The sequence below is a fragment of the Pseudomonas sp. GM84 genome, from assembly GCF_000282535.1.
In the GTDB taxonomy this organism is placed as follows: domain Bacteria; phylum Pseudomonadota; class Gammaproteobacteria; order Pseudomonadales; family Pseudomonadaceae; genus Aquipseudomonas.
The window spans coordinates 1-16,518 of sequence record NZ_AKJC01000184.1; the positions used below are offsets into that span (position 1 = coordinate 1).

Below are 16,518 nucleotides of genomic sequence, written 5' to 3' on the forward strand. Positions count from 1 at the left end.
GGCGGCGGCCCGGCACACCCTGCACGACCTGGTCATGCGCCGGGGTGGCGCGCGCACCGCGCTGGTCGCCTACGCCGGCAGCGCGCACCTGGTGCTGCCGGCCACCGATGACCCGGCCCTGCTCGACACCTTCATTCAGGCGCTGGCTACCGACTTGATGGGCAAGCCCGGCAAGGACGCACTGGGGGCAATCGACCTGGCGCTCAAACTGCTGGACGCCGAAAAGGCCCCAGGCAGCCTGGTGCTGCTGACCGACGGCGCTGACGCCAGCCAGTTCGAGGCGATCGACAAGCGCCTGGCCGGCAGTTCGCTGCAAGTGCTGGTGCTGGCGGTCGGCAGCCAGTCGACCGGCCCGTTGCGTGATGCCCGGGGCCTGCCCAGGCTTGACGCCGAAGGCCGGCCGCTGCAGGGCGATTTCGACGCGCAAGGGCTCAAGGGCCTGGCCAAGGCGGCGGGCGCACCGCTGGGCAGCCTGTCGCTGAACGACGATGACCTGGACTGGATCGAGCTGCACGCCCAGCGCCATTTCAAGACTGCCAGCGGCCTTGATGCCGAGTTGCACTGGAAGGATGCCGGCTATTGGCTGTGCTGGCCCTTGCTATTGCTGGTGCTGTTCAGCGTGCGCCGAGGCTGGCGGGTGAACTGGTTGCCCGGCCTGCTGCTGGCATTGCTGCTGGGCGGCGCGGGCGAACCCGCACGGGCCGGAGCACTGACCGATGCCTTCTTCACTGCCGACCAACAGGGGCGTTGGGCGTTCGAGCATGGCCACTATCCGCAGGCCGCGGCGCGGTTCCACGACCCTTACTGGAAGGGTGTCGCGGCCTACCAGGCGGCCGATTTTCAGGCGGCGCTGGCAAACCTGGGCAAAGTCGACACGGCACCTGCCTGGTTCTACCAGGGCAACAGCTATGTGCGCCTGTTCAAGTTCACCCAGGCCATTGCCGCCTACCAGCAGGCGTTGCGTCTGCAGCCTGAATTCCCTGAAGCCAAGGCCAACCTGGCACTGGCCGAGGCGCTGCGCAAGGACTACGAGGATCAGCAGCAGGCCAAGCCGCCCGATGAGCAACCCGACAAGGTGGTCGAGGACCAGACCCCGGCAGCCGGTGGCAAGCAACAGCAGCAACAGACGCCCCAGGCAGCCTCCGACCAGCTGTGGCTGAACAACCTGACCACCTCGCCAGCGCAGTTTCTCAAGCGCAAGTTCGCGCTCCAGGATGCCGCGAAGGAGGCACCATGACCCGTTGGGCCTTGCTGCTCCTGATTTGCCTGGTTGGGCTGACGAGTGCTGCCGAGCCTGAGGTGCGGGTGCAGGCGCGGCTGGTGCCGGACACGCCGATCATGACCGGGGGCACGGTCAGCCTGGAGGTGGACCTGCTGGTCGACACCTGGTTCACCGATGCCCCGGTGCTGCCGGCATTGCAACTGGCCGGCGCGGTGGTCAGCCCGCCCAGTGGCGAAGCGCAGCACCTGAATCAGCGACTCGACGGCAAGGCCTTCTTCGGCCTGCGCTACCGCTACCAGATCACCCCCACCGCAGCGCAGCGGTTCAGCATTCCCGCGCTGGCGTTTCGCGTTAAGCCCGGCCCGGACAGCACGGTGCTGACGGTGCATAGCCAACCCCTTTCGTTCGAGGCCAAAGGCGTCGTCAGCACGACCGGCGAGCAGCGCCTGGTCGCGCAGCAGGTCGAGCTGACCCAGGTCATCGAGCGTTCGCACAACCCTTTACGCGCGGGTGACAGCATCACCCGGCGCCTGCATACCGTGGCCCCCGGCGCCCAGGCCATGCTGATCCCTCCACCGGGTTTCGCCGAGGTCGAGGGTCTCAAGCGCTATGTGCAGACGCCCAGCGTCACGGCGCTCAGCGATGGCCGTGGCGGCATCCTTGGGGGCCAGCGCGAGGACAGTGTCAGCTATGTGGCCACTGCCGCCGGGCACTACCGCCTGCCAGCCATCGAGGTGAAGTGGTGGGATGCCACTACGGGCGAGCCGCGCACGGCCTCGGTGCCTGCCGTTGAGGTGGTGGCCGAGGCAGGCGCCTATCAGGCGCCGTTCTCCCTGAGCGACGACCTGCGTGCGCTTGGCCAGGGCGCGCAGGTCAGGCTTGCCGGCCATGGGTGGGTGTTGCTGGGGCTGGTGCTGCTGCTTGGGACATTGGCATGGATGGGACGCGCATGGGGGCGGGCAGGGTGGCAGTGGCTGCGACGCTGGCAGGCGCGGCGTCGGCAGGCCTGGCTCGACTCGCCCGGCTACGCCTGGCGCCAGGCGCGGCAGCAGAGCGGCCGCCAGCCGGCGCGCCTGGATGGCTTGTACTTGTGGGTACGGCGTAGCACCGGCCGGCGCACGCTGTCGTCAAGTGAACATCCCATGTCCGGGCAATCCGAGGACGATTTGCTAGCCTTTTTCCAAAGTTCGTATGGCGGCGAGGGTACGCGCGGGCACAGTGCCAGTGACCGCAAAAAACTGATGCAGCGGTTGCGCCAGAGGGTTGCAACGGGCAAGGCCGGTTCCCGCGACAGTAACGGGCTGCGTGACCTTAACCCGTGACGGCTCATTTTCAGGTAAATGCCATGATGCAAGGACGGTTCACCATGCGCGAATCAGCAACCGGGGCTTCCCTGCGCGGGCTGCTGTATCTGTTGTTAATGCTGCTGCCCGTGCTGGCCCAGGCGGCCGACCCTCTACCCGCCTGGCGCGAGGGCGCTTCGCGCAGCGCCATCGTGGCCTTCGTCGAAGCGGTGACCCAGGAAGGGGGCCCGGATTATGTCGTGCCCGGACAGCGTATTGCGGTGTTCGACAACGACGGCACCTTGTGGAGCGAGCAGCCTATGTACTTCGAGGTGCTGTTTGCCATGGACGAGGTCAAGCGCCTGGCCCCCGAACATCCCCAGTGGCGCACCCAGCAGCCGTTCAAGGCGGTGCTGGAGAACGACCACCAGGCACTGGCCGCCCAGGGCATGGACGGCATCCTCAAGATCGTCGCCGCGACCCATTCGGGCATGAGCACCACAGACTTCATCGCCCGCAGCCGCAGCTGGCTGGCCAGTGCCCGCCACCCGCGCACGGGCAAGCCCTACACCGAAATGGTGTTTCAGCCGATGCTGGAACTGCTGGCCTACCTGCGTGACCACGGTTTCAAGACCTACATCGTTTCCGGTGGCGAGGTGGCCTTCATGCGCGCCTTTGCCGAAGAGGTGTACGGCATCCCCCCCGAGCAGGTGATCGGCACCACCCTGGGCGCCACCTTCCAGGATCAGCAGGGCAAACTGAGCGTTCAACGCCTGCCCAAGGTCGTGCATAACGACGATGGCCCGGGCAAGCCGGTGAGCATCGACTCGATCATTGGTCGCCGGCCGCTGCTGGCCTTCGGCAACTCCGACGGGGACCTGCAGATGCTGCAGTGGACCCAGGCGGGTGAGGGGAAGCGCTTTGCCGGGCTGGTGCACCACACCGACGCCCATCGCGAATGGGCCTATGACCGCAAGAGCAATGTCGGGCGCCTGGACAAGGCCCTCGACCAGGCGCAAGCCAAGGGCTGGACGGTGGTGGACATGGCCAATGAGTGGCGCCGTGTATACCCCTTCGAGGCCCCCTGAAGATTCAAAAACCAACCGCAGGAGTACGGGGGCCGGCCAACTACCCGCGACCCTAGTGCACGAAGTCGTGGACTGCAGCAGTGACGTGAAACGGAGAGCGTACCTATGAAGTCCAGTAGAGCATGGTTGTCGGCGGCCGCCCTCGCGGCCACGGCAACGTTCGCAGCGGGGCTGGCCAGTGCGGCGGACAAGCCGAACATTCTGGTCATATTCGGCGACGATATCGGCCAGACCAATATCAGTGCCTATGGCAAGGGCGTGGTCGGTTACCAGACGCCGAACATCGACCGCATCGCCAAGGAAGGCATGATGTTCACCGACTACTATGCCGAAAACAGTTGCACGGCCGGGCGGTCGACGTTCATCACCGGCCAGTCGGCCTTGCGCACCGGCTTGTCCAAGGTTGGCATGCCGGGCGTGCCGGTCGGCCTGCAGGCGCGCGACGTGACCATCGCCCAGGCGCTCAAGGCCGAAGGCTACGCCACGGGGCAATTCGGCAAGAACCACCTGGGCGACCGAGATGAATACCTGCCCACCAACCATGGTTTCGACGAGTTCTTCGGCAACCTCTACCACTTGAACGCCGAAGAGGAACCTGAGCGCCCGTACTGGCCCAAGGATGACCAGGAGTTCGTCAAGGCCGCCTCGCCACGCGGGGTGATCAAGGCCAGTGCCGATGGCAAGATCGAGGACACCGGCGCCCTGACCAAGAAGCGCATGGAGACCATCGACGACGAAACCACCCAGGCCGCGATCAACTTCATCGACAAGCAGGTCAAGGCCAACAAACCGTTCTTCGTGTGGATGAACACCACCCGGATGCACGCCTTCACCCATGTGCGCGAGTCGATGCAGGGGCAGAGCGGCATGCTCGGCAACGAGTATGCCGATGGCATGCTTGAGCATGACGGCGATGTCGGCAAGCTGCTCAAGACCTTGGATGATCTGAAGATCACCGACAACACGATCGTCGTCTACACCACCGACAATGGCCCGAACCAGTGGTCCTGGCCGGATGCGGCGACTACCCCGTTCCGCAACGAAAAGAACTCCAACTGGGAAGGTGCCTTCAGGGTGCCGGCCATGGTGCGCTGGCCAGGCAAGATCAAGCCTGACTCGGTGAACACCCAGATGATGTCCGGCCTTGACTGGTTCCCGACCTTGTTGGCGGCAACAGGCGATAGCGATATCAAGGACCGCCTGCTCAAGGGCGCTGACGTGGGTGGCAAGAACTTCAAGGTCCATCTGGACGGTTTCAACCAGCTCGACATGCTCACGGGCAAGACCGACAAGAGCGCGCGCAGCGAGTTCTACTACTTCAACGATGATGGCGAGCTCGTGTCGATGCGTTATGGCGACTGGAAAATCGTGTTCTGCGAGCAACGTGCCCCGGGTGGCTTCGCGGTCTGGAGCGAGCCGTTCACATGCCTGCGCGTACCGAAGATGTTCAACCTGCGCATGGACCCGTACGAGCGCGCCGATGTGGTTTCAGACCAGTACAACGACTGGCTGACCAAGAACGACTACCTTGTCTTCAACGGCATCAAGAAGGCCGCCGCTTTCCTGCAGACCTTCGTCGACTATCCGCCTAGCCAGCGGCCAGCGAGCTTCAGCATCGACCAGATCCGTGCCGATGTGGACAAGAAGATCGAGGAGAAGATGAACAAGCAGTGACGCGACGCTTGCCGCCTCCCACAGGGAAAGCACAGTTTTGACAGCCTGTGATGTACCTGTGGGAGCGGGCTTGCCCCGCGAACCAGGGCAAAGCCCTGGCCATGCCCCTTCATTGCCTGGGCCGGCCCTTTCGCGGGACAAGCCCGCTCCCACACCTTCACCTGACAAGGGCTCCGGCATGGCATCACCAGCAGCATCCTCCGTGGTCACCGACACGCCGCAAGCCAAGGCGCGCCTGTCGGTAGCGTTGCCTGCAACGCTGCTCTTCCTCTCCGGCGCCGCCGGCCTGGTCTATCAAGTCCTCTGGATCAAACAACTGTCGCTTGTGGTCGGCGTCGAAGTGCACGCCGTGGCCACGGGCATCAGTGCCTTCTTCGCAGGCCTCGCCCTGGGCGGCCTGGCGTTCGGGCGCTGGGCCGACCGTTTGCGGCGCCCGGTGCTGCTGTACGTCTGCCTGGAACTGGCCGTCGCCGTGCTTGGCATCGGCGCCACCTTGGGCCTGGCCCATGCCGCCGGACCGTTCGCCCGCCTGGAGGGCAGCACCGGCCTGTTGGCCTGGGCCCTGCCTTTCACCCTGGTCGGGCTGCCGGCCTTGCTCATGGGCGGCACCTTGCCGGTGTTGGTCCGCTCGCTGGCGCCCGCCAGTGGCCAACTGGCCGAGGCGGGGGGCCGGCTGTACGCGGCGAACACGGCGGGCGCCATTGCCGGCACCTTGCTGGCCGCGTTCGTGCTGCTGCCACAATTGGGCGTCACCGGCAGCGCCTGCGCCGCGGCGATGCTCAACCTGCTGGCGGCCCTGGGCGCGTGGCTGGCACGTCGACGCGATGCCACGCTGCCGGTGCCTGGCAAGCTGTCGTCGGCGCCGCGTAGCGCACAGGCACGCCTGGCCATCGGCCTGTACTGCGTCGCCGGAGGCGTGGCGCTGGGCTATGAGGTGGTGTGGAGCCAGTCGATCGTGCCCTTCATGAGCACCCGTGCGTTCGCCTTCGCCGTGGTGCTGGCCACTTACCTGGGCGGTCTGCTCGCCGGCAGTGCCCTGTATGCGCGACGCGCCGACCGTATCCGTGACCCGTGGGGCCTGTTCGGCCTGTTGATCGCCCTCGCGGGGTTGCTGGCCTTGTTGCAACTCGCCGGGCTCGGGCGCTGGCTGGTGCTGGCGCAGACCCAGGCCGAACTGTTCGCCTTGCAGCTGTTCGGCAGCGAACTGGCCGGCATGAGCGCCCGTTTCGCCACCGCAGCGCTGTGCATGGTGCTCCTCCCGACCACCTTGCTGGGCGCTGCATTCCCGCTGGCCTTGCGCCTGGTGGTGGACAGCGGCCATGTCGGCCGTGACGTGGGCGCGGTGGTAGCGCTCAATACCTTGGGCGGCATCGTCGGGGTGCTGCTTACCGGTTTTGTCCTGGTGCCGCAGCTGGGCCTGGTGCGTGCCCTGGGCGTGCTGGCCGGCCTGGCGGCGCTGGTCGGCCTGGTGGCCGTCTGGCGTGGCCCGGGCGTGCGGCGCCCGACGGCCATGGCGGTGATCGCGGTGGCGGGTGCGAGCCTGCTGGTGGCGGTGTTCACACCACCCCAGCGCCTGGCCGAACTGCTGCCGGGCGCGCGCAACGGTCAGCTCACCTACTACCACGAGGGCAAGGGCGGCACCGTGGCGGTGGTCAGCCAGGGGCGTCAGGGCCAGACCTTCAATCGCTTGTACATCCAGGGTGTGTCCAACACCGGCGATGCCATGCCGTCGTTGCGCTACATGCGCCTGCAGGCCTTGTTGCCCTTGCTGATTCACCGTGGTGAGCCACGTTCTGCGCTGGTGATCGGCTTCGGCACCGGCATCACCGCCGGGGCGATGCTGCGCTATCCAGGGCTGGAGCGCCCGGTGGTGGCGGAACTGTTGCCCGAGGTGCTGCAAGCGGCGCCGCGCTTCAATGGCAACTTCGCCGCCGTGGTCGACCCGCGGCTGGATATCCGCCTGCGTGACGGCCGCCGCGAACTGCTGCGCAGCGAGGAACGTTACGACCTGGTCACCCTGGAGCCGCCGCCACCCTCGGCCGCCGGCGTGGTCAACCTGTATTCCCGCGACTTCTACCAGCTTGCCGCCTCGCGCCTTGAGCCGGGCGGGCTGGTGGCGCAGTGGCTGCCTTTGCCAACCCAGAACGAAGAGGACAGCCGCGCGCTGGTGCGCAGTTTCATCGAGGTATTCCCGCATGCGTCGCTGTGGTCGACCGAGTTCCACGAAATGCTCCTGATCGGCTCGCTGCAGCCACTGGAGCTGGATGTGCCGCGGATTCGCCAACGCCTGGCGCAACCACCGGTGGCCGCAGCGCTGGCCGAGGTCGGGGTCGATTCGGCGCAGGCGCTGCTGGCGACCTGGATCACCGACCGCGCCGGGCTCGAACGTTTCGCCGCCGATGCCAGGCCCGTGACCGACGACCAGCCGCGCATCGAGTACGCCGGCTGGGTACGGCCACGGGAAATCACCCGGGTACTGCCGAGCTTGCTGGCGCTCAGGGGCGCACCGCCCCTGCAAGGTGCAGAGCCTGCATTCGCCAGCGCGGTGAACGACCGCTGGCGGGTGCTCGAACGCTTCTACAGTCTCAGCCTGCATGCCTACAACGGCAATCGCCAGGCCTGGGCCCGGGAGGCCCGCGAGCTGGCCCGCAGCGACGGCGACAACCCCTATTTCCGCTGGTTCCTGGGGTCGGGCTCCAGCCAGTGAACCCTGTGCTATGACTAGAGGGACGCCGTTCGTCCTCGTGCCCAGGGAGTGTGCAATGAACCACCTTTTTCGCCTGCTGCTGGTGTGGCTGCTGCTGTTGCCCGCCGTGGGGCAGGGCAGTGATCCGGCCGCCAGCGTCACCGACGGCATCCCCGCCGATCCAGCCGAACTGGTGATCGCCAACCGCAGCATCTTCACCTTCAATGCCACCTTGCTCGGGGAAACCCCAAAAGCCCGGGCGCAACGGGCCGCGGCGGTAATCGAGGAAGCCCTGCGCGGCAGCGACGAGTTGCGGGTCACGGTCGACCCGATCGTCAACAGCCATATGGTGCTGCTCGGTGGCCACCGCGCCTTCATCGTCGCGCCCCAGGATGTGGGCATCAACGGCGGTGACACGCGCCTGCCTGCCGAACAGGCCGCCGCGGTGCTGCGCCAGGTGGTGGAAGAATCCGGCGAAGCGCGCAGCCTGCACTTTCTACTCAAGGCGCTGGGGTGGTCGGCCCTGGCCACCGTGATCTTCCTGGTGCTGATCAAGGCCGCCAACTGGGGGCGACGCAAGCTGCGTGGGGTGCTGACGCAGTTGATGCGCGAGCGCGCCAAGCAGATTCGCGTCGGCCAGTTGCCGCTGTTCGACATGCAGTACGTGTATCACCTGACCGATCGCCTGCTGCGCTTGTTGTACTGGGTAGTGGTCTTCCTGCTGAGCTACCAGTGGCTGAGCTTCGTGCTCTCACAGTTCCCCTATACCCGGCCCTGGGGCGAAAGCCTCAACGTGCACTTGCTCGACCTGCTGCGCTACCTGGTGCACGGTATCCTGCAGGCCATCCCCGGCATCGCCGTTGCGCTCATGATCTTCTTCATCGCCCGTGGCATCAGCGGCTTCAGCCGGCGATTGCTGGAGCGCATGGCCCGCCCCGGCACGATCAAGTGGCTGACCGAAGAAACCTTGCAGCCGACCACCCGCCTGACCTCGCTGGCGATCTGGCTGTTCGCCCTGGTCATGGCCTACCCGTACCTGCCAGGCTCTGGCACCGATGCGTTCAAGGGCCTGTCGGTGCTGCTCGGGCTGATGATTTCCCTGGGCGCCTCCAGTGTGGTCGGGCAGGCGGCGGCCGGGCTGATCCTGACCTACTCGCGGACCTTGAAGGCAGGTGAGTACGTGCGGGTGGGCGACAACGAAGGGACCGTGACCGAAGTCGGCATGTTCAACACCACCATTCGCACAGGCCTCGGCGAGGTGCTGACCTTGCCCAACTCGATGATCACAGGCTCCGTGACGCGCAACTATTCGCGTGTGGTCCAGGGCCAGGGCTACATCGTCGATACCGTGGTCACCATCGGTTACGACACACCCTGGCGCCAGGTCGAGGCGATGCTGGTGGAAGCCGCCGAGCGTACCGAGGGCATCGTCGCCAAGCCCCCGCCCCAGGTGTTCCAGACCGGACTGTCGGACTTCTACCCCGAGTACCGCCTGGTGGCCCAGGCCGTGCCCAGCGAGCCCCGGCCGCGGGCGGAGCTGCTGAGCGTGTTGCATGCCAACATTCAGGATGTGTTCAACGAGTACGGCGTGCAGATCATGTCGCCGCATTACCTGGGCGATCCTGCGCAGGAGAAGTGGGTGCCGCGGGAAAAATGGTTCACCGCGCCGGCTCGGGATACCTCCGCCAAGCCGGACGGCCAATAGCTTTACGAGTTGGCGATCATCGGGTCGCCATACTGCCGGCGATGTTCCAGTGGGGTCATGTCGAACCAGCGCAGGTGGGCGCGGCAGAACGAAGTGGTGCGCCGATACCCCAGTTCGCTGGCGATCTGGCCAACGGTCAGGCCAGTGCTGCGCAACATCTGCTGCGCCTGGCGTCGGCGCAAGCCATCCAGGTAGTCTTCGAAGTCGATGCCTTCGCTGGCCAGGCGCCGCTGCAGCGTGCGCGAGTTGAGGTCCAGCGCCAGGGCCACTTGCTCCAGGGTGCAGCGTTGGCTGGGCAGCAGCATCTGGACCTTGCGCTCCACCCGGGCACGCAGACTGTCACAGGGCACCGCCTGGTCTTCCAGGTAGTGGCGAACGATGGCATGCAAGGACGCGTCGTGACGTACGCAGGCCTCCTGCAGAACATCGGCCGCCATCACCAGGCAATTGTGCGACTGCTCGAACAGCACCGGGCAGTCGAAGTAGCGCAGGTAGCCCGCTGTTTCGCCCAACGCCCTGTGGCGGAAGGTGACCGCCCGGGGGCGCAATGGCGTGCCGCGCAGTTCGCCGATCAACAGCCTGGCCCCCATGACCGACTTTTCGACGACCTGTGGCGTTTGCTCGGAATTGGGCAGGCCGTTGTCGAAGTACAGCAGGGCCTGGCCGGCACGGTGTTCCAGACGAAATTGAATGGCCGGGCTGTAGTGGCGCATGTAGCGGATCACCGCCACCAGCGCATGGCCGACGGTGGGCGCCGAGGCGGCCAGATAGCGCAGCGGCCCGACCAGCGTCGTGCCTTGCAGCAACGCGAGCTCCAGGCCGAAGCGGGGCAGGCTGAGGGCATGAGCACTACCTTCGAACAACTGCACGAGGCTGATGTAGGGCAAGGTCTTGCCGTAGTTGCCGACCACGTCCAGGCCGATCTGCAGCGGGGCCAGGAAGTCCCGCTGCAGTGCGCCGTGCTCGGCCAGTAACTGATCGAATTGCAGCAGAGCGCTGCCGCGAATGCTGTCCATGGAATCGCGCCTCGATGGGCCGAGCGTGGAAGCGATGCGCCCCACTGCAGGCTCGGCCCTGCAGTGGGGTGGGGCGATTTACTTGCGCAGGGTCTGGAACGAGCTGACCATGTCCTTGGCCCAGCCATCGAGCACGGCCTTGGCGTCCTTGGCCTGCATCACCTGGGAGGAGTTGTCGAGCTCCGTGCCGGCGCCTTTGCGCACCACTTCGGCCACCACCTGGTTGGTCTCGCCGTCGAGGAACGCGGCTTCGGTGGCGATGCTGGTGTCCTGGTCGCGGATACCGGTCGCGGTGCTGATACCGGCGGCAATCAGTGCGATCGGGATGACTTCATACGGGCGCAGGCTCTTGGTCTGGGCGCTGACCGCGGTGATCGCCGGGCGCACGACCAGAACCCGTGGGCCTGGGCTCTTGGCCAGCGGCAATACCTGGGAGAAGTGGTTCTTGAGGGTCTGGTCGTAGTAGGTGGTGATGCCCTGCAGGGTCGCCTGCGGCACCTTCTCGGTCGGCTGTGGTTTGGGGTACAGCTGGCTCGGTTCGATGTAGACGCTGCTGAAGCGCTTGGCGTCGATCCCTGGCTTGATCCAGCGCATCACCGGCGCACCGGACGGCGACTCGCCTTCCTTGAGCATGCTGTAGTCCTTGAGGAAGCCCGAATACTGGTCGGACTCCACGTACTTGCTGGCACAGCCCTGCAGCATGAGCGTTGCAAGGCACAGCGATGCAGCTAACGACTTGGTATTCATGCAGCTTCTCCTTCTTACAATGATCGATGTCCTGCAGCCGCGCAGGGTGCCTCAGAATCGCCAGGTGGCGCCACCCCCGAGGATATGCAACGCACTGTTGTCGTAGCTGCCCGACAGCGTGTTGCCGGAGCGCGCCTTGGTCTGCTCGACGTCCATGTCGCCGAGCCAGACCAGGGTGTAGGCCATGTGCAGGTCGAAGCCTTCCTCGACCTGGTAATTGACGCCGGCTGCCAGCCGCCAGGCTTCGCCCATGGGGTTGTCGACGGTGCGGTCCTTGTCGTCCACGGCCGAGCTGTCGTAGCCGAGGCCTACGCTCCAGCGCCATTGCCGGGTAGCCTGGTACTGCGCCCCCACCGAGGCGTGCCAGGTGTCCTTGTACTGGCGGTCGACGGTGCGGCTGGTGTCGCCGGCGTTGCTGTCGACTTCCACGCCGACGTCGCCGAAATCGCTCCAGTCCTGCCAGTTGAGGCTGCCGAGCAGGGTCCACTGGTCGTCCAGCTCGTGGGCGATGCTGAAGGTCACCGTCTGCGGCACGTTGAGGTCGAGTTCCAGGTTGTCCGCGTCCAGGCGACGCAGGGCGACGTTGATCAAGGGGTTGCTGATGTCCTTGAGGTGCGGCTTGTCTTCGAATTCCAGCTTGACCTTGCTGGTGTAGGCCAGGCCCACACGGGTGCGCGGGTCGACTTGATAGAGCAGGCCGAGGTTGACGCCCATCCCGACGTCGGTGTCCTTGTATTCCAGTTGCCCGTCCGGCCGGTCGGCCAGGCCCAGCAGGTTGTTGTTGATGGCCATTTCGGTGCGGTAGTAGCCGAGCATGATCCGGGGGCCGACGCCGATGGACAGGTCGTCGGTGAACTTGTAGGCCCAGGTGGGTTGCAGCGATACGCCAATCACCGCGGCTTCCTGGGTGAAGTAGCGTCCGGCCCAGTCGTCATCGTAGTCCACCGCCAGGCCGAAGTTGCCGTACATGCCAAAGCCGATGGCCGAGCGCTCGTCGAGCTGGTGGCTGACGAACAGGCTGGCGCCGGGCAGGTACTGCAGCGCATTGCCGCCTTCGTTGCCGTCGAACTGGTTGCTGCTGTCGCGGGAGAAACGCAGATCGCCGAGGATCACCTGGGCGTTGGCACTGACCTGGGTGCCCTTGAGCCGGGTGATGCCTGCCGGGTTGCTCATCAGCACGCTGGGGTCATTGGCCAGGGCAGCGGAGCCGGCATTGGCCAGGCCATTGCCCTCCTGGCCGGCTTCATAAATCAGGATGCCGCCAGCCCAGGCGGGGTTGCCATGGACCACCGCCGCGCATGCGAAGGCTAGCGCTGCACAACCGCGCTGCAGGCTCATGATGCAAGGTACGGCGGCAGTGGATTCGGGATGTTGGCGTCCAGAAGGGCAGGGAGGCTGGAAAGCCTGTCGTTCGGTTCCATCAAACGCTCCTTTGTGATCTGAAGCGCCGTACCCGTCAGGGCAACTACCAGCGAACTATCGTTGCTTGGGACATGCAGGGTAGCGGGACGAATGCAGCCATGACGGCGCACGGCTTTCATTTCATGACATCTGATCAGGCGTGAACAACAAGCAAAGAACAGAGGTTGGCGTTGATACTTTAGACGACACTGTTTGTCTCGCAAGTATTGTCCGCCCGGTACTTGGGCAGGTGAGCCCGGCGTTGTCGAAACGGCGTTTTTGCCACTCACGCGAATGCAATGATGATCGGGCCGCAGACGGCCAGTAACACGTTGGAAACTGCATAGCAGACAGTAAAGCCGATGACCGGGGTATTGCTGCCGGACTGTTCGATGATCTTGTTCATCGACGCGGCTTCGGTCTGCGCGCCGGCCAGCGCACCGAACAGGATCATCGGGTGCAGGCGCAGGACATAGCGCCCGAAAAACAACGTGACCAAGGGTGGAATGATTGTCACCAGGGCCCCGGCGACCAGCAATGACATGCCTTGTTCCTTGATCGCCGTCAGCGCCGCAGGCCCCGCCAGCAGGCCGACCACGGCGCCGAAGGCGGTCAGGCCGAACTCCGAGAAGGCCCATTGCGCCGCCGCGGGCAGGGCGCCGAACTCGGGGTGTCGTGAGTTGTACCAACCGATCAGCAAGCCGGCCAGCAGGATCCCGCCGCCGATACCCAACTCCACCGGAATCATGCCGATATGGGTGGACAACAGCCCAACCAGCGAGCCCAGCACCAAGCCCAGGGCATGCAGGGCGATGTCGCTGCGGTAGCTCGCTTCGCGGATGCGCCCCACTTGCGTGGCCAGGGCTTCGACACTGGCGGCGCGACCGGTGAGGCTGATGACATCGCCACGGCGCAGCACCGTCTCAGGCAACAGCGGCAGCGGCAGGCCCTGGCGGGTGATGCCGGTCAGGAAGCAGCCCATGCGCTCGGCACCGGTCAGCGCCGCTTTCACCTGGTGCAGGGTACGCCCGGCAAGTTGGCGGTTGGTCAGCACGATGTCCGCGCTGCGTGTCGGGAACGACAGGCTGTCGGGGTGATCCACCTCCGGGCCGATCCAGTCGTGCAGGTCGCTGACCGCCTCGCGCAGGGCGTAGATCCCGAGAATGTCGCCGTTGGCCAGCACCCGCGCCGGATCGCGTTCGAACACTTGCCCGTCGCGGGTGATGCGCTCGACGCTCAAGGACGGATGCAGGGCTTCGATGTCGGCAATGCTCAGGCCCATGACCGTGGTAGCGCTGAGGCGATGGGCGCGCACCACGATGCGGGTATAGGGGATGCTGATGGCGTCTTCGTTGCGTTCGATACCGAGCTCACGCTCAAGCTCCTGGGCACTGGCGCGCAGGTCGACGCCCAGCAGGCGTGGTGCCAGGCTGCCGACGAAGACGATCAGGCCGACGGTGCCGAACACATAAGTGATGGCATAGGCGACTGCCATGTGGCTGTTGAGGGTGGCCTTGGCCGCGTCGTCCAGGGGCAACTGGGCGATGGCGCTGCTGGCGGTGCCCATGATTGCCGTGTCGGTGAGCGCGCCGGCGCCAAGGCCTGCGGTAAAGCCTGCGTCGAAACCGTAGAAGGCGTTCATCGCCAGGATCACCGCCAGCGCCGTGGCGCACAGCACCACCGACAACAACACCAGCTTGAGCGTGCCGCGGTTGAGGCTGCCGAAGAACTCCGGGCCGCTCTTGAAACCGACCGCGTAGATGAACAGGGCAAAGAACACCGACTTGAGTTCGTGGGGCACCTGCAGGCCGACCTGGCCGATCAGCAGGCCCATCAGCAACGCCCCGGCCACCGAGCCGAGGTGGAAGCTGCCCAGCTTCACCCGGCCCAGCAGAATGCCCAGGGCAATGGCGAGAAACACCGCGATTTCCGGGTTGGCGCGCAACGCCTCCAGGGCCAGATGGACCATCGAACGCTCCTTCGGTTCTGACCTGGATGAGTATGCGCACAAACGCGGGGGTAGCCACGCGTGTCATGAAATGTTCAGGCAGGTGCCATGGGCAGGCAGCCGATACCCGGCCACGCCACTGCGCTCGGGGCGGCATTGGCCCGCGCCTGCTGCTACGGTGGTAGAGGACGACGGGCAAGTTTTCCGTTAGAATGCCGGCCGGGTGCTAGCTGCATGAAGCAGTGATGCAGGTTAAACAGCTACGCAGGTCGGGCCGCCTTGCGGGAGTCCTTGCGCCCATGCAAAAACATGTAATGCCCCGTGCCCAGCGAATCGCCCAGCGCGCATTCGCCACCCTGGAGCGCTTCCTGCACATCGAGGCGGTCAGCGGCATCGTCTTGTTGATCGCCGCCGTGACGGCGCTCATCTGGGCGAACTCGCCCGCCGCCGCCAGCTACGATGCCCTCTGGCATGCACCCGTGACCTTCGGTATCGGCTCGCTGGTGTTCTCCCAATCCCTGCACTTCTGGGTCAACGATGGCCTGATGACCATCTTCTTCCTGGTCGTCGGCATGGAAATCCGCCGCGAAATCCATGAAGGCGCGCTGTCCAGCCTGCGCCAGGCCACGCTGCCCATGGCGGCGGCGGTCGGCGGGGTGGCCGTGCCCGCGTTGCTTTACCTGGCGTTCAACCATGCGCCTGCCGAACAGCAAGGCTGGGCGGTACCCACTGCCACCGACATTGCCTTCGCGGTCGGGGTGCTGGCCCTGCTTGGCAAGTCGATCCCCTCGAACGTGCGGGTGTTCCTGCTGGCGCTGGCGATCATCGACGACATCATCGCCGTGCTGATCATTGCCATCTTCTACACCGGTGGCCTGGACTACAGCGGCTTCGCCGTGGCTGCGCTGGGCCTGTTGCTGGTGATCGGCCTGCAGAAGATCGGCGTCGGCTCGGCCTATGCCTACGTCGTCCCTGGTGCCATCGTCTGGCTGGGCGTGCTGATGACCGGCGCCCACCCGACCTTGGCTGGCGTGATCCTGGGCCTGATGACCCCGGTCAGGTCGATGCCCCTGGGCCAGCGCCCGGTGGACGCCATCAGCCATGTCACCAACGAATTGCTCGGCCGCGCCAAGGCGCCGGAGGGCGACAGCAGCAGACTGTTGGACCCGTTGAAGCAACTGCGCCTGGCCCAGCGCGAGCTGGTGCCGCCGGTAACCCGCGTGCAGGGCAGCCTGCACCCCTGGGTGGCCTACGGCATCATGCCGGTGTTCGCCCTGGCCAACGCCGGCGTGAGCCTGTCAGGGATCGACCTGTCTGCCAGCGGGCCTTACTGGGTCATGGTGGCCGTGGCGGTGGCGCTGGTCGCGGGCAAACCCTTGGGTATCGTCCTGGTCAGTTGGCTGATGGTGCGCCTGGGTTGGTGCGCGCTGCCGGCGGGGGTGACCTGGCGCAGCATCACCCTGATTGGGTTGTTGGCGGGTATTGGCTTCACCATGTCGATCTTTATCGCCAACCTGGCCTTCGTTGATCCAGGCGCGTTGGGCGCGGCCAAGCTGGGTGTGCTGTCGGGGTCGGTGATCGCTGCCGTGCTGGGCTTGGCGTGGGGCACCTGGAGCCTGCGCAAGGCAGCTCGGGCTGTGGGCGCCGAGGCGGGCTGAGCGCTAGGGGCTGCTGCGCAGCCCATCGCCGGCAAGCCGGCTCCCACAGGGCGATGAGGCCAGCACAGGCAAAAGCAGACTATGTGGGAG

At 65.8% G+C, this 16,518-nt stretch carries 11 protein-coding genes; 7 read left to right on the forward strand and 4 right to left on the reverse strand.

The window, feature by feature from the left end; genetic code table 11:
• The 6 genes from PMI38_RS15525 to PMI38_RS15550 all read left to right on the forward strand — a co-directional run.
• Window positions 1-1,237: vWA domain-containing protein (locus tag PMI38_RS15525; RefSeq protein WP_008095705.1), on the forward strand; the 1,237-nt coding region annotated here is incomplete at its 5' end.
• Window positions 1,234-2,544, forward strand: a complete 1,311-nt coding sequence (locus PMI38_RS15530) for a BatD family protein (protein ID WP_008095707.1) — start codon at window positions 1,234-1,236, stop codon at window positions 2,542-2,544. The genes PMI38_RS15525 and PMI38_RS15530, both read left to right, overlap by 4 nt.
• Window positions 2,545-2,588: 44 nt before the next feature.
• Window positions 2,589-3,593 (forward strand): HAD family hydrolase, encoded by a 1,005-nt coding sequence (locus PMI38_RS15535; protein ID WP_008095709.1) that lies wholly within the window; start codon window positions 2,589-2,591, stop codon window positions 3,591-3,593.
• Window positions 3,594-3,698: 105 nt separating this feature from the next.
• The gene (locus PMI38_RS15540; protein ID WP_008095711.1) at window positions 3,699-5,267 is read left to right on the forward strand and encodes an arylsulfatase; all 1,569 of its coding nucleotides are present in this window, start codon (window positions 3,699-3,701) and stop codon (window positions 5,265-5,267) included.
• Between the two features lie 178 nt (window positions 5,268-5,445).
• Window positions 5,446-7,974 (forward strand): fused MFS/spermidine synthase, encoded by a 2,529-nt coding sequence (locus PMI38_RS15545; protein WP_008095713.1) that lies wholly within the window; start codon window positions 5,446-5,448, stop codon window positions 7,972-7,974.
• Window positions 7,975-8,029: 55 nt separating this feature from the next.
• Window positions 8,030-9,658 carry a mechanosensitive ion channel family protein gene (locus PMI38_RS15550; RefSeq protein ID WP_008095714.1) on the forward strand — a complete coding sequence of 543 codons (1,629 nt, stop codon included), beginning with the start codon at window positions 8,030-8,032 and terminating at the stop codon, window positions 9,656-9,658.
• Window positions 9,659-9,660: 2 nt separating this feature from the next.
• On the opposite strand, the gene PMI38_RS15555 is transcribed toward PMI38_RS15550, so the two are convergent.
• The 4 genes from PMI38_RS15555 to aspT form a co-directional block, all read right to left on the reverse strand.
• Entirely contained in the window at window positions 9,661-10,674 is a 1,014-nt protein-coding gene (locus PMI38_RS15555; protein ID WP_008095715.1) for an AraC family transcriptional regulator, read from the reverse strand.
• Between the two features lie 78 nt (window positions 10,675-10,752).
• On the reverse strand, window positions 10,753-11,421 hold the full coding sequence (locus PMI38_RS15560) for a DUF3313 domain-containing protein (RefSeq protein WP_008095717.1): 669 nt from the start codon (window positions 11,419-11,421) through the stop codon (window positions 10,753-10,755).
• A 51-nt stretch (window positions 11,422-11,472) separates the two neighbouring features.
• Complete coding sequence (locus PMI38_RS15565; RefSeq protein WP_008095718.1) at window positions 11,473-12,759, reverse strand: OmpP1/FadL family transporter; 1,287 nt, start codon at window positions 12,757-12,759, stop codon at window positions 11,473-11,475.
• 349 nt (window positions 12,760-13,108) lie between these two features.
• Window positions 13,109-14,791 carry an aspartate-alanine antiporter gene (gene aspT, locus PMI38_RS15570; RefSeq protein ID WP_008095720.1) on the reverse strand — a complete coding sequence of 561 codons (1,683 nt, stop codon included), beginning with the start codon at window positions 14,789-14,791 and terminating at the stop codon, window positions 13,109-13,111.
• A 278-nt stretch (window positions 14,792-15,069) separates the two neighbouring features.
• Here aspT and nhaA point away from each other — a divergent pair, with 278 nt between their 5' ends.
• Window positions 15,070-16,428 carry a Na+/H+ antiporter NhaA gene (nhaA, locus tag PMI38_RS15575; RefSeq protein WP_008095722.1) on the forward strand — a complete coding sequence of 453 codons (1,359 nt, stop codon included), beginning with the start codon at window positions 15,070-15,072 and terminating at the stop codon, window positions 16,426-16,428.
• Window positions 16,429-16,518 lie beyond the last annotated feature (90 nt).

Bases quoted from the DNA above. Each gene is read 5' to 3' on its own strand.
- PMI38_RS15530 (WP_008095707.1), top strand. From the start codon at position 1,234: ATGACCCGTTGGGCCTTGCTGCTCCTGATTTGCCTGGTTGGGCTGACG.
- PMI38_RS15535 (WP_008095709.1), top strand. From the start codon at position 2,589: ATGCGCGAATCAGCAACCGGGGCTTCCCTGCGCGGGCTGCTGTATCTG.
- PMI38_RS15540 (WP_008095711.1), top strand. From the start codon at position 3,699: ATGAAGTCCAGTAGAGCATGGTTGTCGGCGGCCGCCCTCGCGGCCACG.
- PMI38_RS15545 (WP_008095713.1), top strand. From the start codon at position 5,446: ATGGCATCACCAGCAGCATCCTCCGTGGTCACCGACACGCCGCAAGCC.
- PMI38_RS15550 (WP_008095714.1), top strand. From the start codon at position 8,030: ATGAACCACCTTTTTCGCCTGCTGCTGGTGTGGCTGCTGCTGTTGCCC.
- PMI38_RS15555 (WP_008095715.1), bottom strand. From the start codon at position 10,674: ATGGACAGCATTCGCGGCAGCGCTCTGCTGCAATTCGATCAGTTACTG.
- PMI38_RS15560 (WP_008095717.1), bottom strand. From the start codon at position 11,421: ATGAATACCAAGTCGTTAGCTGCATCGCTGTGCCTTGCAACGCTCATG.
- PMI38_RS15565 (WP_008095718.1), bottom strand. From the start codon at position 12,759: ATGAGCCTGCAGCGCGGTTGTGCAGCGCTAGCCTTCGCATGCGCGGCG.
- aspT (WP_008095720.1), bottom strand. From the start codon at position 14,791: ATGGTCCATCTGGCCCTGGAGGCGTTGCGCGCCAACCCGGAAATCGCG.
- nhaA (WP_008095722.1), top strand. From the start codon at position 15,070: ATGCAAAAACATGTAATGCCCCGTGCCCAGCGAATCGCCCAGCGCGCA.